Source organism: uncultured Roseibium sp. (assembly GCF_947499295.1).
GTDB lineage: Bacteria > Pseudomonadota > Alphaproteobacteria > Rhizobiales > Stappiaceae > Roseibium.
In genome coordinates this window covers 37256-58566 of record NZ_CANMNP010000004.1, presented here as the reverse complement: position 1 = coordinate 58566, position 21311 = coordinate 37256, and the positions used below count along the sequence as shown (strand labels likewise).

The window sequence follows — 21311 nt, the reverse complement described above, 5'->3', positions numbered from 1 at the left end:
GAATGGCTATATGCCGCGGATCGCAAGGTCAAGGTGTCGTTGGTAAAAAGTCGTGTGATTCTTGCAAGTCAGAGGAGAAAGCCGCTCTCGAACGAATGTGCGGAAAAGCAAAAACCGGCCCTGCGAGGCAGGGCCGGCTAAAGAACTGAAAAGTCTTGAAACAGGATTTGGTCAGCAACAATTGCGCAATACCGCGTGTACATGACGCTTCGATGAATACCCTTCTTAAAGGGCACTCATTTGTGCAGAACCTTTGCGCCGCTGATGTCTGTTCGCAACAAACACGTTTCACGACACATTATGAGATTTCATAAGTTATTGGAAAATATACCTTAAATAAAAAGTTATGACGTTTAGGTCACTTTCTTCTTGCAAAGCAGCATGGAAGCTGGAACTGTCCGGCAATATCAAATTCAGCAAAGTGGTGAATGAGCCGGGCACGAACCTGTGCCGTTGTGATGCGACAAGCCGCTTCGCGTGACGAAACCTGGAGGAAGTGTCATGACGGCAGCAATGGTGGGATGGGCACACATGCCCTTCGGCAAGCATGCGGAAGAAACAGTCGAGAGCATGATCGTCAGGGTTGCCGTGGACGCCATCCACGATGCTGGCATTGCACCGGAAGACGTCGACGAAATTCTACTCGGGCACTTCAACGCAGGCTTTTCCGTTCAGGACTTTACGGCCTCTCTTGTGCTGCAGGCCGATCCGGCGCTTCGTTTCAAACCGGCGACACGGGTTGAAAACGCTTGCGCGACGGGTTCAGCCGCGGTTCATCAGGGTGTGAGGGCGATCGCCTCCGGAGATGCCCGCTTCGTGCTTGTTGTTGGTGTCGAGCAGATGACAACGACCCCGGGTCCGGAAATCGGGAAGAACCTGTTGAAAGCCTCCTACTTGAAGGAAGAAGGTGATATTCCGGCCGGCTTTGCCGGAGTTTTCGGAAAAATAGCAGATGCCTATTTCCAGAAATTCGGAGACCAGTCCGACGCATTGGCCAAAATTGCCGCCAAGAACCACAAGAACGGCGTCAACAATCCCTATGCGCAGATGCGCAAGGATCTTGGCTTCGAGTTCTGCCGCGCCGAAAGCGAGAAAAACCCGTTTGTTGCCGGTCCCTTGAAGCGGACCGACTGTTCATTGGTGTCTGACGGCGCTGCGGCACTCGTTCTGACGGACCCTGCAACCGCGCTTGGCATGAAGAAGGCCGTTGCGTTCCGCGGTATGTCGCACGTGCAGGATTTTCTGCCGATGTCCAAGCGCGACATCCTGAAATTTGAAGGTTGCTCCAAGGCTTGGGGCGAAGCACTCGGCGACGCCAATCTGGCGCTGGAGGATCTTTCCTTTGTTGAAACCCATGACTGTTTCACAATTGCTGAGTTGCTCGAATATGAAGCGATGGGCCTGACCGCAGAAGGTGAAGGTGCCAAGGCGGTTCTTGAAGGCTGGACCGAAATGGGCGGCAAGCTGCCGGTCAATCCGTCTGGCGGGCTCAAGGCAAAGGGGCATCCGATCGGTGCAACAGGCGTCTCTATGCATGTTTTGACCGCGATGCAGTTGACCGATACAGCGGGCGATATTCAGGTCAAGAACGCTGAAATCGGTGGCATCTTCAACATGGGCGGTGCGGCCGTCGCCAATTTTGTTTCCGTGTTGCAGGCGATGAAATAGAACAGTCGTCTCCATTGCGCGGGGGTGACGTCGATCATCCCCGCCAAAATATTGCGGCACCCGATTACCGATCCAATGGGTTGTGAAACGGCGGTTTTGGGACCCGCGGCGTCAACCTTCGACAGTCTCCAGAATAGCTGGTTAACCGAAGTGCGCAGGCCATCCCAGTTTTTTCTTGCAACTAGGGCGATTGAACTGCTTCAAGGGACTTCGAAAGCGCAATAGTACGGTGGGACATGATCTTGCCATTTCGCTTTGTCATCAGGCGGCGCGGACGTCATGCGTCCTGCAATGTGTTGACCGGGCTCAGGTTGTTCGAATGGATCTCTCGCAGCACATGCTGGTGCTGATATCAACGATGGCGATGACAGTGCCGTTGTTTGGCGCTCTGTGCTGTTTGTTACAAGACCGACACAAAACCCTGTTTCGGGTCCTTGCTGCATTTTTTCTGGCAGCCGCTGTCACGGAACTGCCTACAGCCTTGCAGATGGTCGTGACCGGAGCGAGTTTTGTCACGCTGCTGGAAGCGCTCTGGCTGTTGGCCATGGCGTGTGTCACGCCACTGATCTGGCTCTATGTCTGGATACTGACTTCAGAAGACGAAGGCCTTCCGGAAAAACTATATCGGCATTTGGTTCTGCCTGGCTTCACGCTGCTGACAAGCGGTTCCATTGTCCTTTATCTGGTGTTGGCGGACCTGCGCCTTTTCAGCGTTTCGCAAGAGACGTTGCTGCAAGCGGCAGATGCGATCAACTGGGTGTTCTGGGCGCTGGTGACCGTCGTGATCAAGCTCCAGTGGGGCGTTTACATTCTGCTGGTCTATCGCCGGCTTGTGTCTTATCGAATTCGCTTGAAGGACCTTTTTGCAAGCACCGAAAGCAAGGAGTTGCGCTGGATAGCCTTTGTGGTCGGCATCAGCGGATTTTATTGGATCCTCAGTCTGATCTCGTCGCTCCTGAGTTACATGATCCCGGATTACAGCGGACTCCCAAGACTTGCGTATTTTCTGCTTAATCTGACACTTCAGACGATTATGGCTGTTTGGGGCTTGAGACAACGGCCAGGACTGAGACCTCAAGAAAATGTCGCTCGCGTACCCGAACAACGCTATGCGAACTCGGCACTGACTGAAGATGCAACGGATCGCATTGCTGCCAAATTGCGCAAGGCGATGACGGCCGACAAGCTCTATCTCAATCCAAACCTGTCACTCTGGATTCTGGCCCGACACACCGGTGTGAGCGAGAATTACATTTCCCAGGTTCTGAACGAGGTGATCGGTCAGAATTTTTTCGACTTTGTAAACAGCCACCGCATTGAGGCAGCAAAGAGCAACCTGAGGGATAGCGACGATACGATCCTGGCCATTGCGCTTGATGCCGGTTTCAACTCCCGATCTTCCTTTTATTCAGCGTTCAAGAAAGTGACGGGGCAGACGCCAACGGCTTATCGAAAAGCACAAGGGACGGTCGACAAGTTTTCGACAAATCTGTCCGTCTGAGCTGAACCGGACGACATGTATCGCCAAAAAGGCCTATCCGGCGAAATCTCAACCGGAGAAAGCTTTATGAAACGACTACCCATATTTCTTGCAACCGCAATCTATGCAGCGCCCGCATTCGCGGATCTTTCGCCTGAATTCAACGGCCTCTGGCAGACTGACGGCTATGGCACGATCGCAAAGGTGCAAGACGGCAATATCAAGTTCTATCAATTTGCCGGTGACATCTGCATCGAAGAGAGCGGAGATGCTGAAGCTCTATTAGATTTGATCGGCAACAGCAAGCTTGTCCTGACCAAGGACAGAAACACCGCCACTGTGACGTTGCCATTTGCACAACATCAGATCCGCGCTGATCGGCTCGAGGCGCTACCTGATACCTGTCAGACGTCGATAGAAAACACTCCTGCAGCAAATTTCGAGGCGTTTGCCGCGTTTTTTCGACACAACTATCCCTTCCACGACATTCATGGCGTTGACTGGCAGTCGACCATCGCGTCCGCCCGGGAAAAAATCCAACCTGAAATGACGGATGAACAGCTGTTTGAGGTGTTCAAGCAAATGATGTCACCGCTGCAGGACGGGCATCTCGATCTCACTGCCAGGATCGACAATGAGGTCATCCGTTTCGAACCTTATCCTGGTGATACGCTTAGCCGGTTGTCTCAGGACGCAAAGGACAAAGGCGTTCCTGAAAAACAGGCAGTCGAAGCGTTTTTCGGACCGCTTTGGTACGACAGCATTCCAAACACCATTTTGGGCGGGCAAGGCCGGGTCGTTGGAAATCAACGGATACAATATGGCGTGTTGAATGGCGACACGGGCTACCTGGCGCTCGCGACCGTCGGATACTATGACCGGCGCGGTGCGTCGCCGGATGAGGAAATGGCGGCGACCAATGCCATTATGGAAGAAATAATGCAGTTCTTTCAGACGTCCGGTGTGCGGTCCGTCATCGTTGATCTCAGCATGAATTTCGGCGGCTACAATCACTTTGGAGGGTACGAATTTGTTGCCCGTGCAATAGCAGAACGCTTTGCATCTGAACCTGTTCAAGCCTTCACGAAATATGCTGCCGATGCTGAAAAGTCACCCCGCACGGTGGTCACGCTGACGCCCAGTAGCGGAACCCGGTTCGAAGGCCCGGTCCATGTTCTGACAAGTGACATAACGGTCAGTGCTGCCGAGGTGCTTGTGCTGTCGCTGCGTGCCCTTCCAAATGTCAGGCACATTGGCAAAGCCACTCGTGGGGCGGCATCTGACGTTCTCGGGCGGACATTGCCGAACGGCTGGTATCTGTCATTGGCCAATGAAGTCCACGTGGACAATGACGGGCGTTTCTGGGAAGGCCGCGGTATCGAGCCCGATGTTGAAATGACCGTCTTTGATCAGGCTTCACCCGTTGAAGCACATGCGAACCTGATCAGGAAACTGGCGAACCGGAACTGAAAAATTCTGGGGCTCTGATCCGAGCTGCCATAAAAGCCGCTGAGTGTCTGCTTATGGTTGGCATTCAGCGCGCTTGCACTGATTGATTTTCATTCATTAACTCAATCAAACCGTCCTCTGGCCGGTAAGTTCACCGGATCTCAGCGATTGAAAGACTTGGAGCAGGTGTGCGGATTTGACGCCTGGGCGGCACTTGCGAGCAAAACATACCAATGGTTATGTTTTGCTCGCAAGTGTTCGTGATGCGGACCGATCCACTGAAGCTGAGACAGGCCCCATGACAGGCGAACAACAACAGTGCCTCGTTGACGAGAGCGAAAACAACATCCTTCTCATTCCGGAAGGTCTTCGCGCGTTTGCAGGTGCAAAGGCCGTCATGACTGCAGGGCAGGCCGGAATTTTTCATAAGTGGCTGGATAAGGATGCCTTCGGAACGGAGTTTTTCACCAATGCACCGTGTCTTGCTTATGTCCTGCGAGGGCAGGAAACCTTTTTTGATGCTGACGGCGCGAAGACGGTCGTTGCTCCCGGTGACACTTTGCTGCTTCCCAGGCACCATCACATGGTCTCGGATTTCCGAGCAGCAAAAGGGCCACTGGAGGCATGGTTGTTCTTCTTCAACGACGCCGTCATTGGCGAGTTCTTGAAGGCGACGTCGCTGGTAAGTGGGCGCCCTTCCAAAAGCCGGACAGCACTGTTTGAAGGGTCCGCAAGCCTGCGGGCCTATATCGATGCGCTGCCCAAGGTCTATGGCGCGGTCCGGTCACCGCCTGCATTGGTCAAAACGAAGCTTCTGGAAGTTCTGTTTCTTTTGCATATGCATGACCGAAAGGGGCAGCTTCAAAGTTTTCTCGCCAATGAGAATGCCGGGCGCTCCCGGCGGAACATAAAGCAGCTGATGCGCGTTTATGCCTTGGCAGACCTTTCTATTGCTGATTACGCAACCCTTTCAGGGCGGTCAGTTTCTGCCTTTCAACGCGATTTCAAACGGGAGTTTGGTGAAGCTCCAAGCGTCTGGCTACGAAGAGCGAAGCTGGAGCATGCCCATGAGATGGTGGTCAACAACCGCCTATCAATTTCCGATATAGCTCACGCAGCGGGCTACGCCGATACGTCTCATTTCATCAAGGCCTACAAGAGCTGTTTTCAGCAGACACCCAAGCAACTGCGCCAGAGTCTTGCCTGAACTTGCCGGGGAGCAGGGAAAAAAGCGCCGCAAAATCCCTATTTTCGCGGCGAGTTTTCTATCCGGCACCAATGTGGACGGAAATACTGTGAGCATCACAGTGAAGGAGACCACGGATGACCACATGGGTAACTCTCGAGATGACCGTAAGGGACGGAGCATTCGAGGCGCTTTCGGAGTTCTTGAAAGCCAATCTTGCAAATGTGCGCGGCTTCGATGGAGCACTGAGTGTCACGCTATTTTATGACACTGCCACGCGCGCATTTCTCATTCACGAAGAATGGATGAGCCGGGAACATCACCAGGCATATCTGGCCTTTATAGAGGAGAAGGGTGTCATGGCAGCACTGCTCGGCTTCATGGAGGGGCCGCCTTCGGTAACCTACTACGAGAAGCTGGTGATGTGATGATCCACGGAACCGAAGCAATACCAACCTCAACAAATAGAATCCATTCGACCGTGACATCAGAGTGTTCGGAGAGGAGCGTGTCGCAGGGCTGCTCGGTTTATCGACGAGATCGCATCGGTTCGTTTGCCAAGGCCGCAGATCTGCTCAGCCGGTTACGAAAGATGCATGGCTGCATGCGTGCGGTTGGGTACTTGGACGAAACCGGTGTCATTTCTATCTGGCAGGAATGGATATCTGTGCGAGCTTCAACGGAATTCTGGCATCGGCTCGGCACGGAAGACGGAACACCTAACTTGCAAAAACCAGAGCTCCGAGGCCAATGACCACACGCGTAGAACTTGTCCATGTCTATCCTTTTTCCGCGCGGGACGTGTGGAAGGTCGCAACAGACCTGGGTCACCTGAAGACAGTCACGGAGGGCCTTTTGGCCTTTCGTGACCTGCCAGGAGGTGAAATCCACCAGGGACAGGTTTTGCGCGTTGAAGTTTCGCTTTTTGGCAGGCTTCCCTACCAGCCATATGAAATGAAAGTCGCGAAATTCGACGATGCCAACATGGCTTTTACGTCAGAGGAGAAAGGTGCCGGTGTGAAAACCTGGCGGCACAGTCTGTCTGTTGCAACAACGCCGACAGGAAGCCGGCTTGTCGAACGCATCGAAATCGATGGTGGGTTTTTGACACCGCTGTTTGCAGCGTGGGCGCGATACATGTACCGGCAACGGCACCCGCGCAGACTTCACATTCTCGAAACGTTGTCCAACGGGAGTTAAAGATGACGAGTGGTCTCGCCCTGATCGTAGCAGCTATACTTGCACCAATCGCAGGGTTGCATTTTTTATGGGCATTGGGGACGCCGTGGCCTTTCAATTCAGAAAGATTGCTGGCGCAGGCAGTTGGAGGACCCGGGCTCGATCCAAAAATTGGTCCCACCGCCAAATGCGGTGTCACTATTGTTGCGGCGAGCGCCATCCTGATTTCGGCTATTCTCCCGCTTTTCTATGCCAGGGTTCTGCCAAGCCCGCTTCCCTATCAGCTGGTTTTCTGGCTGTTGGCTGTTCAGACAGCCGTTTTCCTGTTGCGCGGATGCCTTGGCTACATGAGCCTGTCCGCCATGCCCCAGATCGAACCGTTTCGCACTTACAATCGTCGTTTCTTCAACCCGCTGATAATTGCACTCGGGTTGGCGTGCGCCGTCATTCTTCTGGCCGATTGAGACTTTGAAGATGGATGCCGGCGTGACAGAAACACCCCATTGAAAACTAGGAATCCAGTCGAAGAATTCTGAGAGACTTCGACAAAATGCGGCATAGAGCATTTTCGATTGGCGTTTGATTGCTGCGGGAGGGAATAAGCAGTCCGATTTTCAGATCCTTCAGGAAACTTGATTTCAGAGGCAGATATCTCAAACTGCCGGTTTCAATTTCATGTAGGAATCCGATCTTGGAATAGAGACCGATACCATGGCCGTTGAGGATCATGGAGCGCGCAAGCGGAAGCGAGTTGGTGAAGCAGGCAGTCTTGAGCGGAATGTTGTTGTCTGCAAGAGCGAGATTGACCAGTGAACGTTCTGCAAGCGCGTCATATGACCGGATCAATGGAAACGGGGACAAATCCTCAATTTCCAGTGCGTCACGCTCTGCTAGCGGATGGTTCTTGTTGAGGATTGCACCGATCGGTGCGGACTTCTCAGTTCGCAGCCGAATTCCCGGATGCAAGTCGTTGCAAAAGGATATTCCAATGCCTGCCACACCATCGGCCACGGCTCGCACGATTTCATCAGGCTGTGCGGTCTGGATTGTATAGGTAATGTCCGGATACTGCCTGGCGAACTGGTCTATGGCAGCCGGGAGCAAGCTCAAAGCAACTGAATCGAGTGAAGCGATATCTATGTGGCCTGCGCGCATCTCGCGGATATCGGCCACAACATGCATGATTTTTTCATAGTCAAAAATCGTTTTTCGGCAGTGTTCCAAAACCACGACCCCGGCAGCGGTTAACTCCACTCCCTCTGCGTGCCTGTCAAAGAGTTTGACACCCAATCGTTCTTCTATGTCGAGGATTTTGCGATTTACCGATGACGAAGACACGTGCAGCACTGCCGCGGCGCGGCGTATGGACCCTTGCCTTGCGACTTCGTCAAAGTAGTTCAAAAACTTGCTGTGCATGTTGTCTTTTTCCAGGCGATGCAAAAAAGGCATCGCTATGAGCAAAACTTAGTTCTATCTGCAACGCAGCACCCGCGTCTAGGCTGAAAAGAAAAATGGGAGATACCAAAATATCACCTACCAGGAGACGGGTAATATGAAGAACAGGGGACTAAACCGCCGGCACATTCTTCAGGGAATTGGCGCGGCCGCCGGACTTGCTACAACAGGAACATTCATTTCAATCGAACCTGCAAAGGCGGCAGATTTTAAGATCAGGATGCAGCTTGGCTGGCTTGCATCAAACGGAATTCTTGGCGAGGTCATGGCCGACAAGTTGGGATACTTCGCCGACGAAGGACTTGAACTGGAGATTGTTCCAGGCGGACCAAACATCGATGGCGTTGCCTCGGTCGCTTCGGGGGCCAACAATTTCGGTTCCATTTCGTCCTCACCTTCACTGATGTTGGCTCGGGCCGCGGGTCTCCCGATAAAGTGTGTCGCTGCGGGTTATCAGCAACACCCGTTCACTTACTTCTCGATGGAAGCCAATCCGGTTCGCAAGCCGGAAGACCTGATCGGCAAAAAGGTTGCCACCCAGGGAACTGCGCGCATTTTGCTGCGGGCGCTGCTTGCCAAGAATGGAATTGAGGAAGACCAGGTGGAAGTGTCGGTCATGGGCGGTGACATGGCACCTCTTAAGGTCGGACAGGTTGACGTTGCAACCGGGTGGCAGACCAATGTCGGCGCACTGTCCGTCCTTGGTGACGAGCGTGTCGACATGAAGCTTTGGGACGCAGGTATCCAGCTTTACGCCAATCCGTACTACACCACAGACGATGTGCTCCAGGAGCATGGCGACAAAGTCGCAGCAGCCATCCGTGCGATATCAAAAGGCTGGGGTGCTGTTTACGAGGATCCGACTGCGGGTGTGAACGCGCTGGTCGAACGTTATCCGAACCTCGACAAGGACAGCGAAATGAAAGCTGTCGATCTGGTCCTTGGATTTTCCTTCAATGACAAAACCAAGGCTGGGGGATGGGGTGTCATGACCACGGACAACTGGCAAGAACAGATCAATACCTACGAAAGCCTTGGTCAGTTTACCAGCGGTGCGCCGAAACTCTCAGACATTATGACTTTGGACATTCTTGAAGCCACCAAAGATGTCCGTCCAACATTTGGCTGACGTTGCGGACATGCGCCCGCATCAGGATTTGGCAAGCCGCAGTGTTGCGGCCTGCCTGTCCGGAGCCTCGGTGAAGTTTGGTCGTTTCACCGCCCTTGAAAACATCAGCCTTGAAATCGGTGAAGGCGAATTCTGGACCATTCTGGGACCTTCGGGTTGCGGCAAGTCCACGATGTTGCGTCTTGTTTCGGATCTTGTACCGGCTGCCAAAGGCAATGTCGAAATCCTTGGCAAGACCACGGAAGCGGCGCGACTTGCGCGCGAGTTCGCGTTCGTCTTTCAGGACGCAACGCTGCTGCCCTGGCGCAGCGCCCTCCAGAATGTCGAACTGCCTCTGGAGATCGGTCGCAAAAGAGGCGCGAAGATACCCCGATCCGACAAGGACCCACGTGAACTTCTGGATTTGGTCGGCTTGAAGGGGCGTGAGGATGCCCTGCCGCATGAACTTTCCGGCGGTATGCGTCAGCGGGTAGCCATCGCCCGTGCACTGGTTTGCAAGCCCAGGCTCTTGCTGATGGACGAACCATTTGGTGCTCTTGATGAAATGACCCGTGACCACCTCAACCTTCAGTTGCGGGACATCTGGCAGGAAACCGGCGTTACGATACTTTTCGTCACGCATTCCATTCCGGAAGCGGTCTTCCTCGGCCAAAAAGTGCTGATGCTGCGGGCCAACCCGGGGCGCGTCAAGGACGTGATCAACGTCGATTTGCCTGCAAAACGCGAAATTGCCTTACGCGAGACACCGGAATTCAACCGGTACTGCGGTCGGCTTCGCCAACTTCTGGAGGAGTGCTGATGTCTCTTGCACACATCTCTTCGGAAATTGACGAAGACAAGGCGGATCGTCTCGTGGAAGTGCGTCAACGAGCCGGCAATGTGGCGATCCCGCTCGGGACGGCGATATCCTTGCTCCTCATATGGCAACTGGGGGTCAGGTTTTTTGATGTGCCAACCTATATTGCTCCAGCGCCGACCGATGTTCTGGCGGTGTTCAAGGACGAATCCGCGCTCCTGCTGAGGAATTTTTGGCCCACGTTGATCGAAAGCCTTTCCGGATTTGTCGTCGGCAATTTGGCGGCGATACTGATTGCGGTTGCATTTGTTCACAGCAGAACAATCGAAAAGGCGTTTTTCCCGATCGCCGTGTTCATCAACACCATTCCAATTCTTGCCATCGCGCCGATCCTCGTCTTGATTTTCGGTGCTGGCATGACTGCAAAAGTGGTGATTGCAGCCCTGATATGCTTCTTCCCGACCTTGGTCAACATGGTCCGGGGTCTGCAGTCGGTGTCGCCGCAGACCCTGGAACTTGCGCGGATTCTTTCAGCTTCCAAATCAGAAGTGTTCTGGAAGATCAGATTGCCGTCATCGCTGCCGTTTTTGTTCTCGGCCCTGAAGATCGCGGCGACCACCTGTGTCATCGGAGCAATCGTTGGTGAGTGGATCGGTGCCGATGTTGGCCTTGGAGCCTTGATCATCGACAGCACGTTCAATTTTCGCTCACCGCTTCTCTACGCAACCGTCTTCGTTTCCTCCGGTCTGTCGGTGTTGCTTTTCACCGCCGTTTCGGTCGCGGAGAAACTTGTCATTCGCTGGTAGTGCCCGACAGGCCGCCAGGGGTTGAGACAATAAAACAAGGAACAAGGATTATGGCAGAACGTCATACAACCACCGTGCAGGTGGAAGGGGCTCAAATCCCTGTTGTTGCTGATTGTGATGTCGTTGTCATCGGCGCAGGCCCAGCCGGTCATGCTGCTGCCGTATCTGCTGCCCGCAATGGCGCCTCGGTAACATTGCTCGAACGCTACCATCACCTCGGTGGCATGGCGTCGGGGGGTATGGTGCTCGTGCTGGACGACATGGTCAACGAAGGCAACGAAATCGTAACGACGGGCATCGTTAGCGAATTCGTTGACCGGATGGAGCGTCAGGACGCTGCCGTCTATCCGCCATCTGAAGAATGCCAGACGAATTGGGAGATGTGGCAGAAGTGGTCTCGCTGGGGATGCATCGATTTCCACAAGGCCATGATGCCACAACCCATTATCCATGCCGTTGCCTTTGATCCGGATGCCTGGAAACGGGTCAGCCTGGACATGGTGATCGAAGCAAAGGTCAACTTGCGCACGCACAGTTGGTTCTCCGATGTACTGATGGAAAATGGGCGCATCACAGGTGTTGTCGCCCAGACCAAGATGGGACGTCAGGCGATCAGGGCGAAATATGTGGTCGACGCAACAGGTGATCTGGATGTCGGTGTGGCTGCCGGTGCCGAATACGTTGACGGGCAGTACATTGTCACGACTGTGTTCCGCATGGCGAATGTCGACACCGACAAGGCAGTCGCCTTCGAATTCTCAGATCCGGAAGAATACAAGAAGCTAGACCGCGAGGCTCGCCGCCGGATTGGTGGTGCCTGGGGTATGTGGTGGCTCAAGACCCCCATTCCCGGCGTCGTCTGGTGCAATTGTCCGCACATGCCCGGATATGACGGTCTGTCGGTGGAACATATGGTTGCCTCCGAGGTTGAAGGCCGCGAGCGGATGATGAAGCTCTACCACTTTGCCAAAGAAAATATCCCTGGTTTTGAAAAGGCAAGCATGCTGGGGGCTGCAGAGCAAATGGGAATCCGACAGACCAGGCTCTTGCAGGGTGAATATGTTGTCAACAAAGACGATGTGAAATCGCGCCGTTACTTTGAGGACACGGTGTGCCGCGGCAGAGACTATTACACTCCTTACCGTGCTCTGCTGCCCAAGGGCATCGACAATCTGATCGTGGCAGGTCGGCATTATTCCGTTGAAAGTGATGCTCAAAAGCTTTCGCGTGAAATTCCCCCTTGCATGGCACAAGGCGAAGCGGCCGGGGTTGCCGTTTCGCTTGCACTCAGCGGCGACACGCCGCTCCGTATGGTTGATCACAAGGCGATCCAAAAACAAATGCGTGCGCAAGGCGCGGATCCCGGAGACAGACCGTCGCCCAATGCCTTGATCGAAGATCATATCGCGGCGGAATAACAGAGGCTTACATGTCAGAGAATATCATGCCACTCGATGGCATTCGCGTCATCGACTTCACACAAGTCATGCTCGGTCCCTGTGCAACCCAGACGCTGGGTGATTTTGGTGCAGACGTCATCAAGATCGAACGTCCTGGCGCTGGTGATCTCAGTCGCGGATTTTACGGTCAGCGAACTGAAGAGGCGATGAACAACGCCGTTTTCGCCTCGCTGAACCGAAACAAGCGGTCGGTCGAAATCGACACCAAGTCGACAGAGGGTCATCAACACGTCCTGGATCTGGTCAAGACCGCTGACGTGGTCGTCGACAATTTCCGCGCCGGCGTGATGGAGCGGCTGGGCTTTGGCTACGAAGCTCTGTCCAAGGTAAATCCGAGGATCATCTGTGCGTCTGGAACCGGATTTGGTTCAACCGGGCCATACGCGCACAAGGGCGGGCAGGATGTGTTGGCGCAGGCCATGACCGGCGTCATGGAGAAGACTCAGGATCCGTCGATCCCCAAATCCATATATCCGACAACGCTGTGTGACTATTCAGCGGGCATGCACCTTGTTCAGGGAGTTCTGGCAGCGCTGTTGATGCGGGAAAAGACGGGGCGTGGCCAAAAGGTCGAAGTCTCGCTCTACGACAGTATGATCGCCATGCAAATGCAGGAAGCGGCCCAATGGTCGAAACACGGGGAAGTGCTCAATTGGGCTGCCATGCCGCTGACCGGTGTTTTCGACACGAGTGACGGTGCGATCGTGATTGTCGGGGCGTTCAAGGCAAATCCTCTGCAGGACATTTGCACTGCACTGGAGATCGAAGATCTCTCGCCTGACTATCCGACCCTCGATAATCAACGCCGGAACAAACCATATCTGCAGAAGCGATTTCGGGAAGCCATAGCCGGCAACACCTGCGAACACTGGCTGCAGCGGCTTGAGGCACAGGATCTCCTGTGCGCGCCTGTGCGCTCATTGGGTGAGGCCCTTGCCGACCCACAAACCAAAATCAACGGGATGCTTCATTCAATCGAACACCCTGTGATTGGAGACATCACGCTGGCCGGGTCCCCGGTCCATCTGAGCGAAGCCCCGGTTTCCATTCGCCGCCATCCGCCGCGCCTAGGCGAGCATACGCAAGAAGTGCTCCAGGAACTGGCCGCTCTTTTGTCGCACGAGGCAGCGGAATGACAGTCGAGTTTGAGGTTTCCGGCCATGTTGCCCATGTGACCCTGAATCGGCCGGAACGCATGAATGCGGTCGATACGGCAAGCCATAGAAGACTAGGCGAAATCTGGGCTGAAGTTGAAAGCAGGCCCGACATTCGTTGTGCTGTTCTGACTGGTGCCGGGAACAAGGCGTTTTGTGCAGGCGCCGACTTGAAAGAAGACACAGGACTGACTGGTGTCGAATATTGGAAGAGCATCAGTTCATCCGGTTTTTCCGGAATTGCTCTTCGGCAAATGTCGACACCGGTGATCGCTCGGGTCAATGGATTGGCTCTTGGCGGTGGGCTGGAAATGGTTCTGGGATGCGACATTGTGATTGCTTCCAGCACCGCTCGGTTTGGTTTGCCCGAGGCCAAGGTAGGCCGTGTCCCTCTTGACGGCGGCATGGTCCTGCTGCCGCGCCTTTTGCCCAGAAACATTGCCATGGGCATGATGATGACCGGCCGGTTGGTGCCTGCACCGGACCTGGAACGGTATGGGCTTTTGAATGCCGTCGTGGCGCCGGAACATCTTGATGATGAAGTCGACCGATGGACTGCCGAACTTTTGAGCTGTGCGCCGTTGAGCCTGAGGGCGATCAAAGCTGTGTCGCGGAGAACCGCGCACATGCAGTTGCAAGACGCTTTTCAATATCCCGTGGAAGAGCTTGAGAGCGCGCTCCTGTCCGAAGACGCGAACGAAGGTGTTGCCGCTTTCCGCGACAAGCGGGCTGCTGTCTGGAAAGGATGCTGAGCGGATGACGCTCGTGATCACCAGCACCTGTATTGATGTCAAAGACGGTGTCTGCACAACGGTATGCCCCGTCGATTGCATCTATGAGGGCGAGCGGATGTTTTACATTCACCCCACCGAATGCATCGAGTGTGGAATGTGCGAGAGCATCTGCCCGGTGGACGCGATCCGCTATGCAGATGAAGTCGAGGATGAGCAACGCCCGTTCCTTGCGTTGAACGAGGCCGCATTTCTCGGCGGATCGGGCACCGTAGAAGAACCCGGAGGCTGGAAGAAGGGCGATAAACCGCTCAAGGATCCGGATGAGTTGACTGTTCTTGCCAAGCGATATTCCAAAGAAGAGGTGGTGTGATGGAAGGCGTGATTGCAGCGGTGCCAACGCCAGTGGACGAGACCCTATCGCCGCTTCGCGAACCGTTTCTCGAGCATTGTACCTGGTTGCTCCAGAACGGCTGTAATGGTTTGAATATTCTTGGCTCAACAGGCGAAGCCAATTCTCTGAACACTGTTTGCAGGAAAGAAGTTATGGCGTGGGCAGCAGAGGTCTGCCCTAAGGAAAGGCTGATGGTCGGAACAGGAACACCATCGCTGCAGGAAACAATTACGCTTACCAGTCATGCGGACGATCTGGGATATCCGATCGCACTAGTGCTTCCCCCTTACTACTACAAACCTGTCGACCCGGCAGGTCTTGGAGCATGGTATATGGCGCTGCACGCGGCCCTGGGTGACCGGAAAATCCAGGTCTATTTCTATAACTTTCCTCAAATGACCGGCCTCACCATTCCGGTCGATCTTATTGCCGGCCTGGCGGCCCAGGTGCCTGAACGTTTTACCGGAATAAAGGATTCCTCAGGAGATCTCGATTACTGCAATCAGATTGTCGCGGCGGTTCCGTCAATGCAGGTCTTCCCAAGTTCGGAAACTGCGCTGCGTGTTGCTTCGTCCAATGGCTATGCTGGTTGTATTTCAGCCAGCGTAAATGTAACCGCGGTTCTTGCCGCGCAGGTCTGGAAGAAGCGAACTGATCCGCCGGAAACAGTTTGTGAAGCCATGGACAGGCAACGTGCCCTGCTTGCCGGTCCCAGGCTGATCTCCAGCATCAAGTATCTCGTTGCGGCCCGATCCGGAAATGAAGACTGGAAGCGGGTACTGCCACCGTTCTTGCCTCTTGCTGAGGATACGGGAAAGGCTCTGCAAGAAGGCCTTGGCCGGGGTGCATGACCATGGCGGATGAAATGATATGGACACAGCGGTTCATGGGTCTGTGTGACCATGTTGCGACCTGGTCGGAAGACCCGGATTTCCAGGTTGGATGCGTTGTTGCATCGCCCGATGGACATGAAATTCGTTCTACCGGCTACAACGGGTTCCCGCGCGGAGTTCTGGCCTCTGAGCCGGCACGATTTGTTCGGGAAAACGGAGAGAAATTCTTCTGGTTCGAGCACGCGGAGCGGAACGCAATCTACAACGCTGCTCGAGCCGGCATCTGCCTGTCGGGGTGTATCTTGTACGTGAACAGGTTTCCTTGCGCCGATTGTGGACGTGCGATCATTCAGGCAGGTATTTCCCATATCGTCGCGCCGCCAATACCAATTGCGGATGGCGCACTCGATTACAGTTTCCAGGTGTCGCAGCAGATGCTTCGCGAAGCCGGTGTTCAGGTGACGGAATTCAAGTGAGGTTTGAATATGTATAGAACTCAGTCGCTGGTCGCTGGAGAGTGGCTCGCATCGGATGAAGTGTTCCAGAATGAACCGGTAACTGGCCAAGCCGACCAGTTTGCGGTCGGCACACCGGAGATGATTTCCAAAGCCTGTGAGGCTGCCGAAGAAGCATTTTGGAGCTACGGATACTCAGTGCCTGCAAAACGCGCAGCCTTTTTACGCGCGGTTGCATTGCAGATTGAGGCGCTGGGTGCGAACATAACGGCGATGGGGATGAAGGAAACGGGTTTGCCCGAAGCGCGTCTTGAAGGCGAGCGTGGCAGGACTGTCGCCCAAATCAGGCTCTTTGCCGATCACATCGAAGCCGGTGATTACCTCGACCGACGTCATGAGACGGCGCTGCCTGACCGCAGCCCATTGCCGCGACCTGATCTTAGGCTCATGCAGAGACCCATTGGACCCGTCGCTGTCTTTGGAGCATCAAATTTCCCGTTGGCTTTCTCTGTCGCAGGCGGCGACACGGCTTCGGCATTGGCTGCAGGATGTCCGGTTGTCGTCAAGGGTCACCCGGCTCATCCCGGTCTGTCAGCATTGGTTGCGCAGGCTTTTGATGCAGCCATTCGCGAAACCGGTGTGCATCCCGGTGTTTTCAGTATGGTGCACGATGGCGGACGCATCGTTGGTGAAACACTGGTCAAACACCCACTGATAGCGGCAGTCGGTTTCACTGGATCCTTAAGGGGTGGCCGTGCACTCTTCGATCTGTGCGCTCAGCGACCGGATCCGATCCCGTTCTTCGGCGAACTGGGCTCAACCAATCCGATGTTTGTTTTGCCGAATGCCCTGACGAACCGAGGCGTGGAGATTGCTCGAAACTGGGCCGTCTCCCTCACGCAGGGCGCCGGGCAGTTCTGCACGAACCCTGGTGTCGCCGTCGTTCTTGACGGAGCTGAAGCGGACACTTTCGCAAAATTCGCGATCGAGGCACTTGGGGCAGCTGCGCCACAAACCATGCTGACAGACGGCATAGCAAAGGCCTTTTCTGCAGGGTGCGAACGTATGTCTGCGCATGCGAACGTAGAGGTGCTGGTTTCTTCCGGGAACGATCAGCGACAGGCATCGCCGTGCCTTTTGTCTGCACCTGCAGACGTGTGGCTAAATACTAAAGACCTGAGGGAAGAAGTGTTTGGACCGCTCGGCATCGTTGTTGTTGCGCGTGATCTGGATGAAATGCTCGCGGTCGCAAAAAGCCTGACAGGTCAACTCACCTGTACGCTTCACATGGATGCGCAGGACACGCACATTGCGAAAAAGCTTCTGCCAATTCTAGAGCGAAAAGCGGGACGCGTGCTCGCCAACGGGTTCCCGACCGGGGTTGAGGTCTGTGACGCCATGGTTCATGGCGGGCCCTATCCGGCTTCAACCAACTTTGGTGCGACCTCGGTCGGAACTTTGGCTATCCGGCGTTTTCTGCGTCCGGTTTGTTATCAAAACATCGCGGAGGACATACTGCCTGAAGATTTGCAAAACTGATTACGATTGTATGTCGAGGGCAATCCTCGGATTGCCTTCGATAAGTCACTGATGTCTGCCGACGACCGGATTGGAAATGTGATGCGGGACAAGGTGGCCCTTCGGCGGCCTAGTTGGCAGCTTCGGCTGCAGCCGCGTAAAAATCCGGATCGGTCAGTTCCGGAGGAGATACCGGTGCGCCGCCGCCTTCGCCGACATAGGTATCGGCGACACCATAGACAAAGATGCCGCCGGAATTTCTCTTGACGATTGCCACCCGTTCAATCAGCTGAAAGTCGCCTGCCTCGCAATTGGCATAACTTGTGTAGAGATCCTTGCCACTTTCAGTCAGCCGTTCGGTGCCGGAGGAGAAACTGCCGTCTGTGCAAGACTTCTGGCTGTCTGCGACCACCAGAGACATCAATTCCTCTTCCGACTGATAGCTGCCGGGCGAAAAAATATGCGCAACCACAGTGCGTGCATCATTGGCGGCAACAGCATGCAAACCATTCAGGTCCTCTTCACGCTGCCCATCGGGAATGAGCTTCAGTCCAGAGAGCCCCGCGCTTCCCATGAAGTTGAAGAGCGCCTGGGTCGCCTCCACCGCGAGCTGTGGGTCAGAAACTGTGTTTGTTGGTGCTGAACCCTGGGCTACGGGTTTTTGACCCAGGCCACTAGAGGGGGCCGCTGCTGCAGTATTGCCTGTACCCGGAGCTGCGCCATACCGGGCAATATTCTGCTCGACACATTTTGCAAGACGGGCCATCAGCCTGGATGTTCCCGTCAGCCGGAATTCGTAATTATGGGTACCGTCATAGACATAGAGTGTTCTGCCGCGGCGAAAGCGGGTGATGATGTAGCCGCCCTGGGGCATTTGCATACGCGCCAGGTCTTTGGAAGTCGCCTTTGCGACACCGCTTTGCCAGCCGCCTCTGTCAATGCGGTATTGGAGGGGAATGTCCGAACCGACTTCCATGTCCCAATGGGGAGCGGAAAAACCTAATGCCCAACTGTAGCTCGTATCAACCTGCACATAGAGCGTGATGCCGCTTTTGTAGGTTGCCGATGCAACGCAGGTGGAAAACCTTCCGCTGTCGTCTTCGGTAAAAGCGCTGCCGTTCCACCCGCCAAGCCGAAAGTTTTCAACGATGGCGGCTGCCGCAATACCAGTGCCAGACAATATGATAGCGCCGGCAATGGCCAGCAGATGAAACAGTCGCATCAATCCCCCCACCAAAACACTGCTTCGCGAAAAGCGGAGCAGTCAGTGTCTTGGAAAGGCTAAGCGAATTCCGCTGCGGCTTCAAGAAAGCAAGGATCCTGCGTTCCGGTTAGGGAATTTTCGGGAGACCCTATTGGATCGCCTCCATTGCCCGTGTGAACCCGGTCAGCGGAACATTGATTTTCTGCCGCCGCTCGGCGCTCGGAGCAAAATCGATTTCCAAGTTGGCGCCAGCTTTCATGGTTTCAATCATCTCAGGTGTTGCTTCAATATTCAAAAAGCACCCCCGTTGATCGCATGTCCCGACATCAAGCTCGCCAAGTGCGGTTCCATCCACAGCCAGCTTAACCTTGCCGGGTAGGTAGAAGCCGAGCGGGGCTTGCATTTGCAGCACGGGCGATGCCTTTTGGGCGGGATAAACAATGTCCACTTTGAAAAGAAGCTGTCCGCTTTCCTTCACCCGAATGCTTTGTGTGGCTTCGCACACCAATGCTTCGAGGACGCGTGCGGAACCTGCGCAACGCGTTTGCCAGAGGCCGTCCTGGCCCTGTTGCTGAGCGGAGCCATGACCTGCGAGAGTTGCTCCAAAAAGCGTTGCGGCAAGAAAGAGTTTCATTTTGAAATGAGGCATTTGAGTCTGCTTTGTCGGATTGAACGCGCCCGACACATTCCATAACCGCTCACGCGTTTCGCGTCACCCATTATTGGTTGAATGCTTGGCTTTAAACGGTCTCAAAGATACTGAAACGATACGAAATCCGCATGCTATTCACTTCATTCAGGAATTGAAGTCGGTGAAACAGGGATTTGGCAAAAAACTATTCCGCTTGACGGGATAGCTTTGAAAACCGGTGCCCGGCGTGCCTGGCAAGCACCCATTACATTAAAGCCATCAAACTGGGATTGGAGACCCTGAAGATGGCTACGCGCCTGACCAGCACATCGAAATCACGCAAAAAGCCGGAAGATCGGCTCGACGTGTTCCCGACCTTCATGAAGGTCGCCGGGCAGCGTGTGCTTGTGGTTGGGCACGGAGCGGAGGCTGCGGCGAAAGTTCGTCTGCTGGGCGAAACCAATGCACGTATTGTCGTCATCTCCGCCTTGGTCGAAGCCGATCTTGAAGAAGCTATTGAGCGTTTTGGTGCGGAGCACGTCAGTGAAGAATTCCGCCCCGTGCATTTGAACGGCGCTGCGCTTGTGTTTTCGGCGCGGGAGGACTGGGCGCTGGACAAGGCGGTGGTTGATGCGGCGCGCATCATGGGCGTTCCGGTTAACGCCGTCGACAAACCGGAGCTTTGTGACTTCTACACCGGCGCACTTGTCAATCGCGCGCCGATCGCAGTTGCGATTACTTCCACAGGCGTCGGACCGGTGCTCTCCCGTCATATTCGTGCGCGTATCGAGGCCATGCTGCCACGTGCGACCGGCGACTTGGCGCGGCTTGCCGAAAGCTTTCGGGATGCCGCGACGAAGGTTATTCGCGATGGTGCACTGCGCCGCAGTTTCTGGGCGCGTTTCTTTTCCGGGTCTGTTGCTGCAAACCTTTATGCCGGCAAGGCAGGTGTTGCCAGATCTGAGGCACAGCGCCTTTTGAACAGCATGGCCGACGAGCCCGGGTTCGTCTGGCTGGTGGGCGCAGGCCCCGGCGCTGAAGACCTTCTGACTTTGCGAGCGCAGCGCTTGCTGCAGGAAGCAGACGTTATTGTTCATGATGCGCTCGTGCCGGCAGGTGTCATTGCCATGGGCCGCCGGGATGCGGAGCGGATTTCAGTTGGCAAGCGCAAGGGGGCCCATTCAGTACGCCAGAGCGAGATATGCGATTTGCTGGTTGAGCTTGGCCGCGGCGGCCAAAAGGTCGTTCGTCTGAAAGCCGGTGATCCGATGATATTCGGACGCGCAGCTGAGGAAATGGACGCGCTACGCGAAAATGAGATCGGTTTTGAGGTTGTCCCCGGCGTGACTGCTGCCTTTGCGGCGGCTGCCTCTGCGCAGATTCCGCTGACCTTGCGTGGTGTGGCTTCAAATCTGGTGTTTGCAACGGGCCATAACGCGAAATCCGAAACGCTTCCGGACTGGGCCGGATTGGCGCTGAAGGGTGCAACCGTTGCCGTTTACATGGGGCGAACCGTGTCAGCTGCCGTTGCAGCCAAACTGATTTCGGCTGGCATGAATGCTCAAACCCCGGTTGCGGTCATCGAAAACGCCGCCCATCCGGACGAGCGCCAGTTTGCCGGAAACTTGTCCGAACTCGCTGTTCTTTCGAACCGCACCGAGATCGACGGACCGGTCCTGATTGTCATAGGTGAAGCCGTTGGGCACGCCGCTTTGGAAAACGCCGAACCGCTGGCGCTGCAAGATGCAGCCCGGTTCGCCGCAGCCTGATTGTTGAAGAGAGT

General features: G+C 55.0%; 22 protein-coding genes. 19 read left to right on the top strand and 3 right to left on the bottom strand.

Annotated elements, in window-relative coordinates:
• Positions 1-501 precede the first annotated feature (501 nt).
• The 8 genes from Q0835_RS08595 to Q0835_RS08560 all read left to right on the top strand — a co-directional run bounded on the left by Q0835_RS08595 (position 502) and on the right by Q0835_RS08560 (position 7426).
• Positions 502-1668 (top strand): acetyl-CoA acetyltransferase, encoded by a 1167-nt coding sequence (locus Q0835_RS08595; RefSeq protein WP_298821063.1) that lies wholly within the window; start codon positions 502-504, stop codon positions 1666-1668.
• A 319-nt stretch (positions 1669-1987) separates the two neighbouring features.
• Positions 1988-3169 carry a helix-turn-helix domain-containing protein gene (locus Q0835_RS08590; RefSeq protein ID WP_298960277.1) on the top strand — a complete coding sequence of 394 codons (1182 nt, stop codon included), beginning with the start codon at positions 1988-1990 and terminating at the stop codon, positions 3167-3169.
• Between the two features lie 66 nt (positions 3170-3235).
• Complete coding sequence (locus tag Q0835_RS08585; RefSeq protein ID WP_298960274.1) at positions 3236-4618, top strand: S41 family peptidase; 1383 nt, start codon at positions 3236-3238, stop codon at positions 4616-4618.
• Between the two features lie 277 nt (positions 4619-4895).
• Positions 4896-5804, top strand: coding sequence for an AraC family transcriptional regulator (locus Q0835_RS08580; protein ID WP_298960271.1), 909 nt, complete (start codon positions 4896-4898; stop codon positions 5802-5804).
• 116 nt (positions 5805-5920) lie between these two features.
• Complete coding sequence (locus Q0835_RS08575) at positions 5921-6211, top strand: antibiotic biosynthesis monooxygenase (RefSeq protein ID WP_298960267.1); 291 nt, start codon at positions 5921-5923, stop codon at positions 6209-6211.
• Positions 6212-6291: 80 nt separating this feature from the next.
• Positions 6292-6537, top strand: coding sequence for a hypothetical protein (locus Q0835_RS08570; RefSeq protein ID WP_298960264.1), 246 nt, complete (start codon positions 6292-6294; stop codon positions 6535-6537).
• Complete coding sequence (locus Q0835_RS08565; protein WP_298960261.1) at positions 6534-6983, top strand: SRPBCC family protein; 450 nt, start codon at positions 6534-6536, stop codon at positions 6981-6983. The genes Q0835_RS08570 and Q0835_RS08565 overlap by 4 nt, the downstream gene beginning before the upstream one ends.
• Before the next feature lie 2 nt (positions 6984-6985).
• Positions 6986-7426: a DUF3995 domain-containing protein gene (locus Q0835_RS08560; protein WP_298960257.1), complete on the top strand. Its 441-nt coding sequence runs from the start codon at positions 6986-6988 to the stop codon at positions 7424-7426.
• A gap of 46 nt (positions 7427-7472) precedes the next feature.
• Here Q0835_RS08560 and Q0835_RS08555 read toward each other — a convergent pair whose 3' ends face one another.
• Entirely contained in the window at positions 7473-8378 is a 906-nt protein-coding gene (locus Q0835_RS08555) for a LysR family transcriptional regulator (RefSeq protein WP_298821049.1), read from the bottom strand.
• 136 nt (positions 8379-8514) lie between these two features.
• On the opposite strand from Q0835_RS08555, the gene Q0835_RS08550 reads away from it, so the two are divergent.
• From Q0835_RS08550 to Q0835_RS08505, 10 genes are read left to right on the top strand one after another with little or no spacing between them, the layout of a single operon-like run.
• The gene (locus Q0835_RS08550; RefSeq protein WP_298960254.1) at positions 8515-9546 is read left to right on the top strand and encodes an ABC transporter substrate-binding protein; all 1032 of its coding nucleotides are present in this window, start codon (positions 8515-8517) and stop codon (positions 9544-9546) included.
• Between the two features lie 10 nt (positions 9547-9556).
• The gene (locus Q0835_RS08545) at positions 9557-10345 is read left to right on the top strand and encodes an ABC transporter ATP-binding protein (protein ID WP_298960741.1); all 789 of its coding nucleotides are present in this window, start codon (positions 9557-9559) and stop codon (positions 10343-10345) included.
• On the top strand, positions 10345-11148 hold the full coding sequence (locus Q0835_RS08540; protein WP_298821045.1) for an ABC transporter permease: 804 nt from the start codon (positions 10345-10347) through the stop codon (positions 11146-11148). The genes Q0835_RS08545 and Q0835_RS08540 overlap by 1 nt, the downstream gene beginning before the upstream one ends.
• A gap of 50 nt (positions 11149-11198) precedes the next feature.
• Entirely contained in the window at positions 11199-12566 is a 1368-nt protein-coding gene (locus Q0835_RS08535; RefSeq protein ID WP_298821043.1) for an FAD-dependent oxidoreductase, read from the top strand.
• Between the two features lie 11 nt (positions 12567-12577).
• The gene (locus tag Q0835_RS08530) at positions 12578-13744 is read left to right on the top strand and encodes a CoA transferase (RefSeq protein ID WP_298960251.1); all 1167 of its coding nucleotides are present in this window, start codon (positions 12578-12580) and stop codon (positions 13742-13744) included.
• Positions 13741-14514: an enoyl-CoA hydratase-related protein gene (locus Q0835_RS08525; RefSeq protein ID WP_298960247.1), complete on the top strand. Its 774-nt coding sequence runs from the start codon at positions 13741-13743 to the stop codon at positions 14512-14514. Before Q0835_RS08530 ends, Q0835_RS08525 begins: the two co-directional genes overlap by 4 nt.
• Positions 14515-14518: 4 nt before the next feature.
• Positions 14519-14866 (top strand): ferredoxin family protein, encoded by a 348-nt coding sequence (locus Q0835_RS08520; RefSeq protein WP_298960246.1) that lies wholly within the window; start codon positions 14519-14521, stop codon positions 14864-14866.
• The gene (locus Q0835_RS08515) at positions 14866-15738 is read left to right on the top strand and encodes a dihydrodipicolinate synthase family protein (protein ID WP_298960244.1); all 873 of its coding nucleotides are present in this window, start codon (positions 14866-14868) and stop codon (positions 15736-15738) included. The genes Q0835_RS08520 and Q0835_RS08515 overlap by 1 nt, the downstream gene beginning before the upstream one ends.
• A gap of 2 nt (positions 15739-15740) precedes the next feature.
• A complete protein-coding gene (locus tag Q0835_RS08510) occupies positions 15741-16196 on the top strand; it encodes a deaminase (protein WP_298821034.1) in 456 nt (151 codons plus the stop codon).
• 9 nt (positions 16197-16205) lie between these two features.
• Positions 16206-17714 (top strand): aldehyde dehydrogenase (NADP(+)), encoded by a 1509-nt coding sequence (locus Q0835_RS08505; protein WP_298960241.1) that lies wholly within the window; start codon positions 16206-16208, stop codon positions 17712-17714.
• Between the two features lie 109 nt (positions 17715-17823).
• On the opposite strand, the gene Q0835_RS08500 is transcribed toward Q0835_RS08505, so the two are convergent.
• Together Q0835_RS08500 and Q0835_RS08495 are read right to left on the bottom strand one after the other, a co-directional pair.
• The gene (locus Q0835_RS08500) at positions 17824-18915 is read right to left on the bottom strand and encodes a hypothetical protein (RefSeq protein ID WP_298960238.1); all 1092 of its coding nucleotides are present in this window, start codon (positions 18913-18915) and stop codon (positions 17824-17826) included.
• 130 nt (positions 18916-19045) lie between these two features.
• Positions 19046-19546, bottom strand: a complete 501-nt coding sequence (locus Q0835_RS08495) for an invasion associated locus B family protein (protein WP_298960235.1) — start codon at positions 19544-19546, stop codon at positions 19046-19048.
• Positions 19547-19833: 287 nt separating this feature from the next.
• Here Q0835_RS08495 and cysG point away from each other — a divergent pair, with 287 nt between their 5' ends.
• Positions 19834-21297, top strand: coding sequence for a siroheme synthase CysG (gene cysG / locus Q0835_RS08490; protein WP_298960230.1), 1464 nt, complete (start codon positions 19834-19836; stop codon positions 21295-21297).
• Positions 21298-21311: the final 14 nt, after the last annotated feature.

Bases quoted from the DNA above. Each gene is read 5' to 3' on its own strand.
- Q0835_RS08550 (WP_298960254.1), top strand. From the start codon at position 8,515: ATGAAGAACAGGGGACTAAACCGCCGGCACATTCTTCAGGGAATTGGC.
- Q0835_RS08500 (WP_298960238.1), bottom strand. From the start codon at position 18,915: ATGCGACTGTTTCATCTGCTGGCCATTGCCGGCGCTATCATATTGTCT.
- Q0835_RS08510 (WP_298821034.1), top strand. From the start codon at position 15,741: ATGGCGGATGAAATGATATGGACACAGCGGTTCATGGGTCTGTGTGAC.
- Q0835_RS08545 (WP_298960741.1), top strand. From the start codon at position 9,557: ATGCGCCCGCATCAGGATTTGGCAAGCCGCAGTGTTGCGGCCTGCCTG.
- Q0835_RS08560 (WP_298960257.1), top strand. From the start codon at position 6,986: ATGACGAGTGGTCTCGCCCTGATCGTAGCAGCTATACTTGCACCAATC.
- Q0835_RS08535 (WP_298821043.1), top strand. From the start codon at position 11,199: ATGGCAGAACGTCATACAACCACCGTGCAGGTGGAAGGGGCTCAAATC.
- Q0835_RS08590 (WP_298960277.1), top strand. From the start codon at position 1,988: ATGGATCTCTCGCAGCACATGCTGGTGCTGATATCAACGATGGCGATG.
- Q0835_RS08520 (WP_298960246.1), top strand. From the start codon at position 14,519: ATGACGCTCGTGATCACCAGCACCTGTATTGATGTCAAAGACGGTGTC.
- Q0835_RS08555 (WP_298821049.1), bottom strand. From the start codon at position 8,378: ATGCACAGCAAGTTTTTGAACTACTTTGACGAAGTCGCAAGGCAAGGG.
- Q0835_RS08505 (WP_298960241.1), top strand. From the start codon at position 16,206: ATGTATAGAACTCAGTCGCTGGTCGCTGGAGAGTGGCTCGCATCGGAT.
- Q0835_RS08575 (WP_298960267.1), top strand. From the start codon at position 5,921: ATGACCACATGGGTAACTCTCGAGATGACCGTAAGGGACGGAGCATTC.
- Q0835_RS08585 (WP_298960274.1), top strand. From the start codon at position 3,236: ATGAAACGACTACCCATATTTCTTGCAACCGCAATCTATGCAGCGCCC.
- Q0835_RS08495 (WP_298960235.1), bottom strand. From the start codon at position 19,546: ATGCCTCATTTCAAAATGAAACTCTTTCTTGCCGCAACGCTTTTTGGA.
- Q0835_RS08580 (WP_298960271.1), top strand. From the start codon at position 4,896: ATGACAGGCGAACAACAACAGTGCCTCGTTGACGAGAGCGAAAACAAC.
- Q0835_RS08595 (WP_298821063.1), top strand. From the start codon at position 502: ATGACGGCAGCAATGGTGGGATGGGCACACATGCCCTTCGGCAAGCAT.
- Q0835_RS08515 (WP_298960244.1), top strand. From the start codon at position 14,866: ATGGAAGGCGTGATTGCAGCGGTGCCAACGCCAGTGGACGAGACCCTA.
- Q0835_RS08565 (WP_298960261.1), top strand. From the start codon at position 6,534: ATGACCACACGCGTAGAACTTGTCCATGTCTATCCTTTTTCCGCGCGG.
- Q0835_RS08525 (WP_298960247.1), top strand. From the start codon at position 13,741: ATGACAGTCGAGTTTGAGGTTTCCGGCCATGTTGCCCATGTGACCCTG.
- Q0835_RS08540 (WP_298821045.1), top strand. From the start codon at position 10,345: ATGTCTCTTGCACACATCTCTTCGGAAATTGACGAAGACAAGGCGGAT.
- cysG (WP_298960230.1), top strand. From the start codon at position 19,834: ATGGCTACGCGCCTGACCAGCACATCGAAATCACGCAAAAAGCCGGAA.
- Q0835_RS08530 (WP_298960251.1), top strand. From the start codon at position 12,578: ATGTCAGAGAATATCATGCCACTCGATGGCATTCGCGTCATCGACTTC.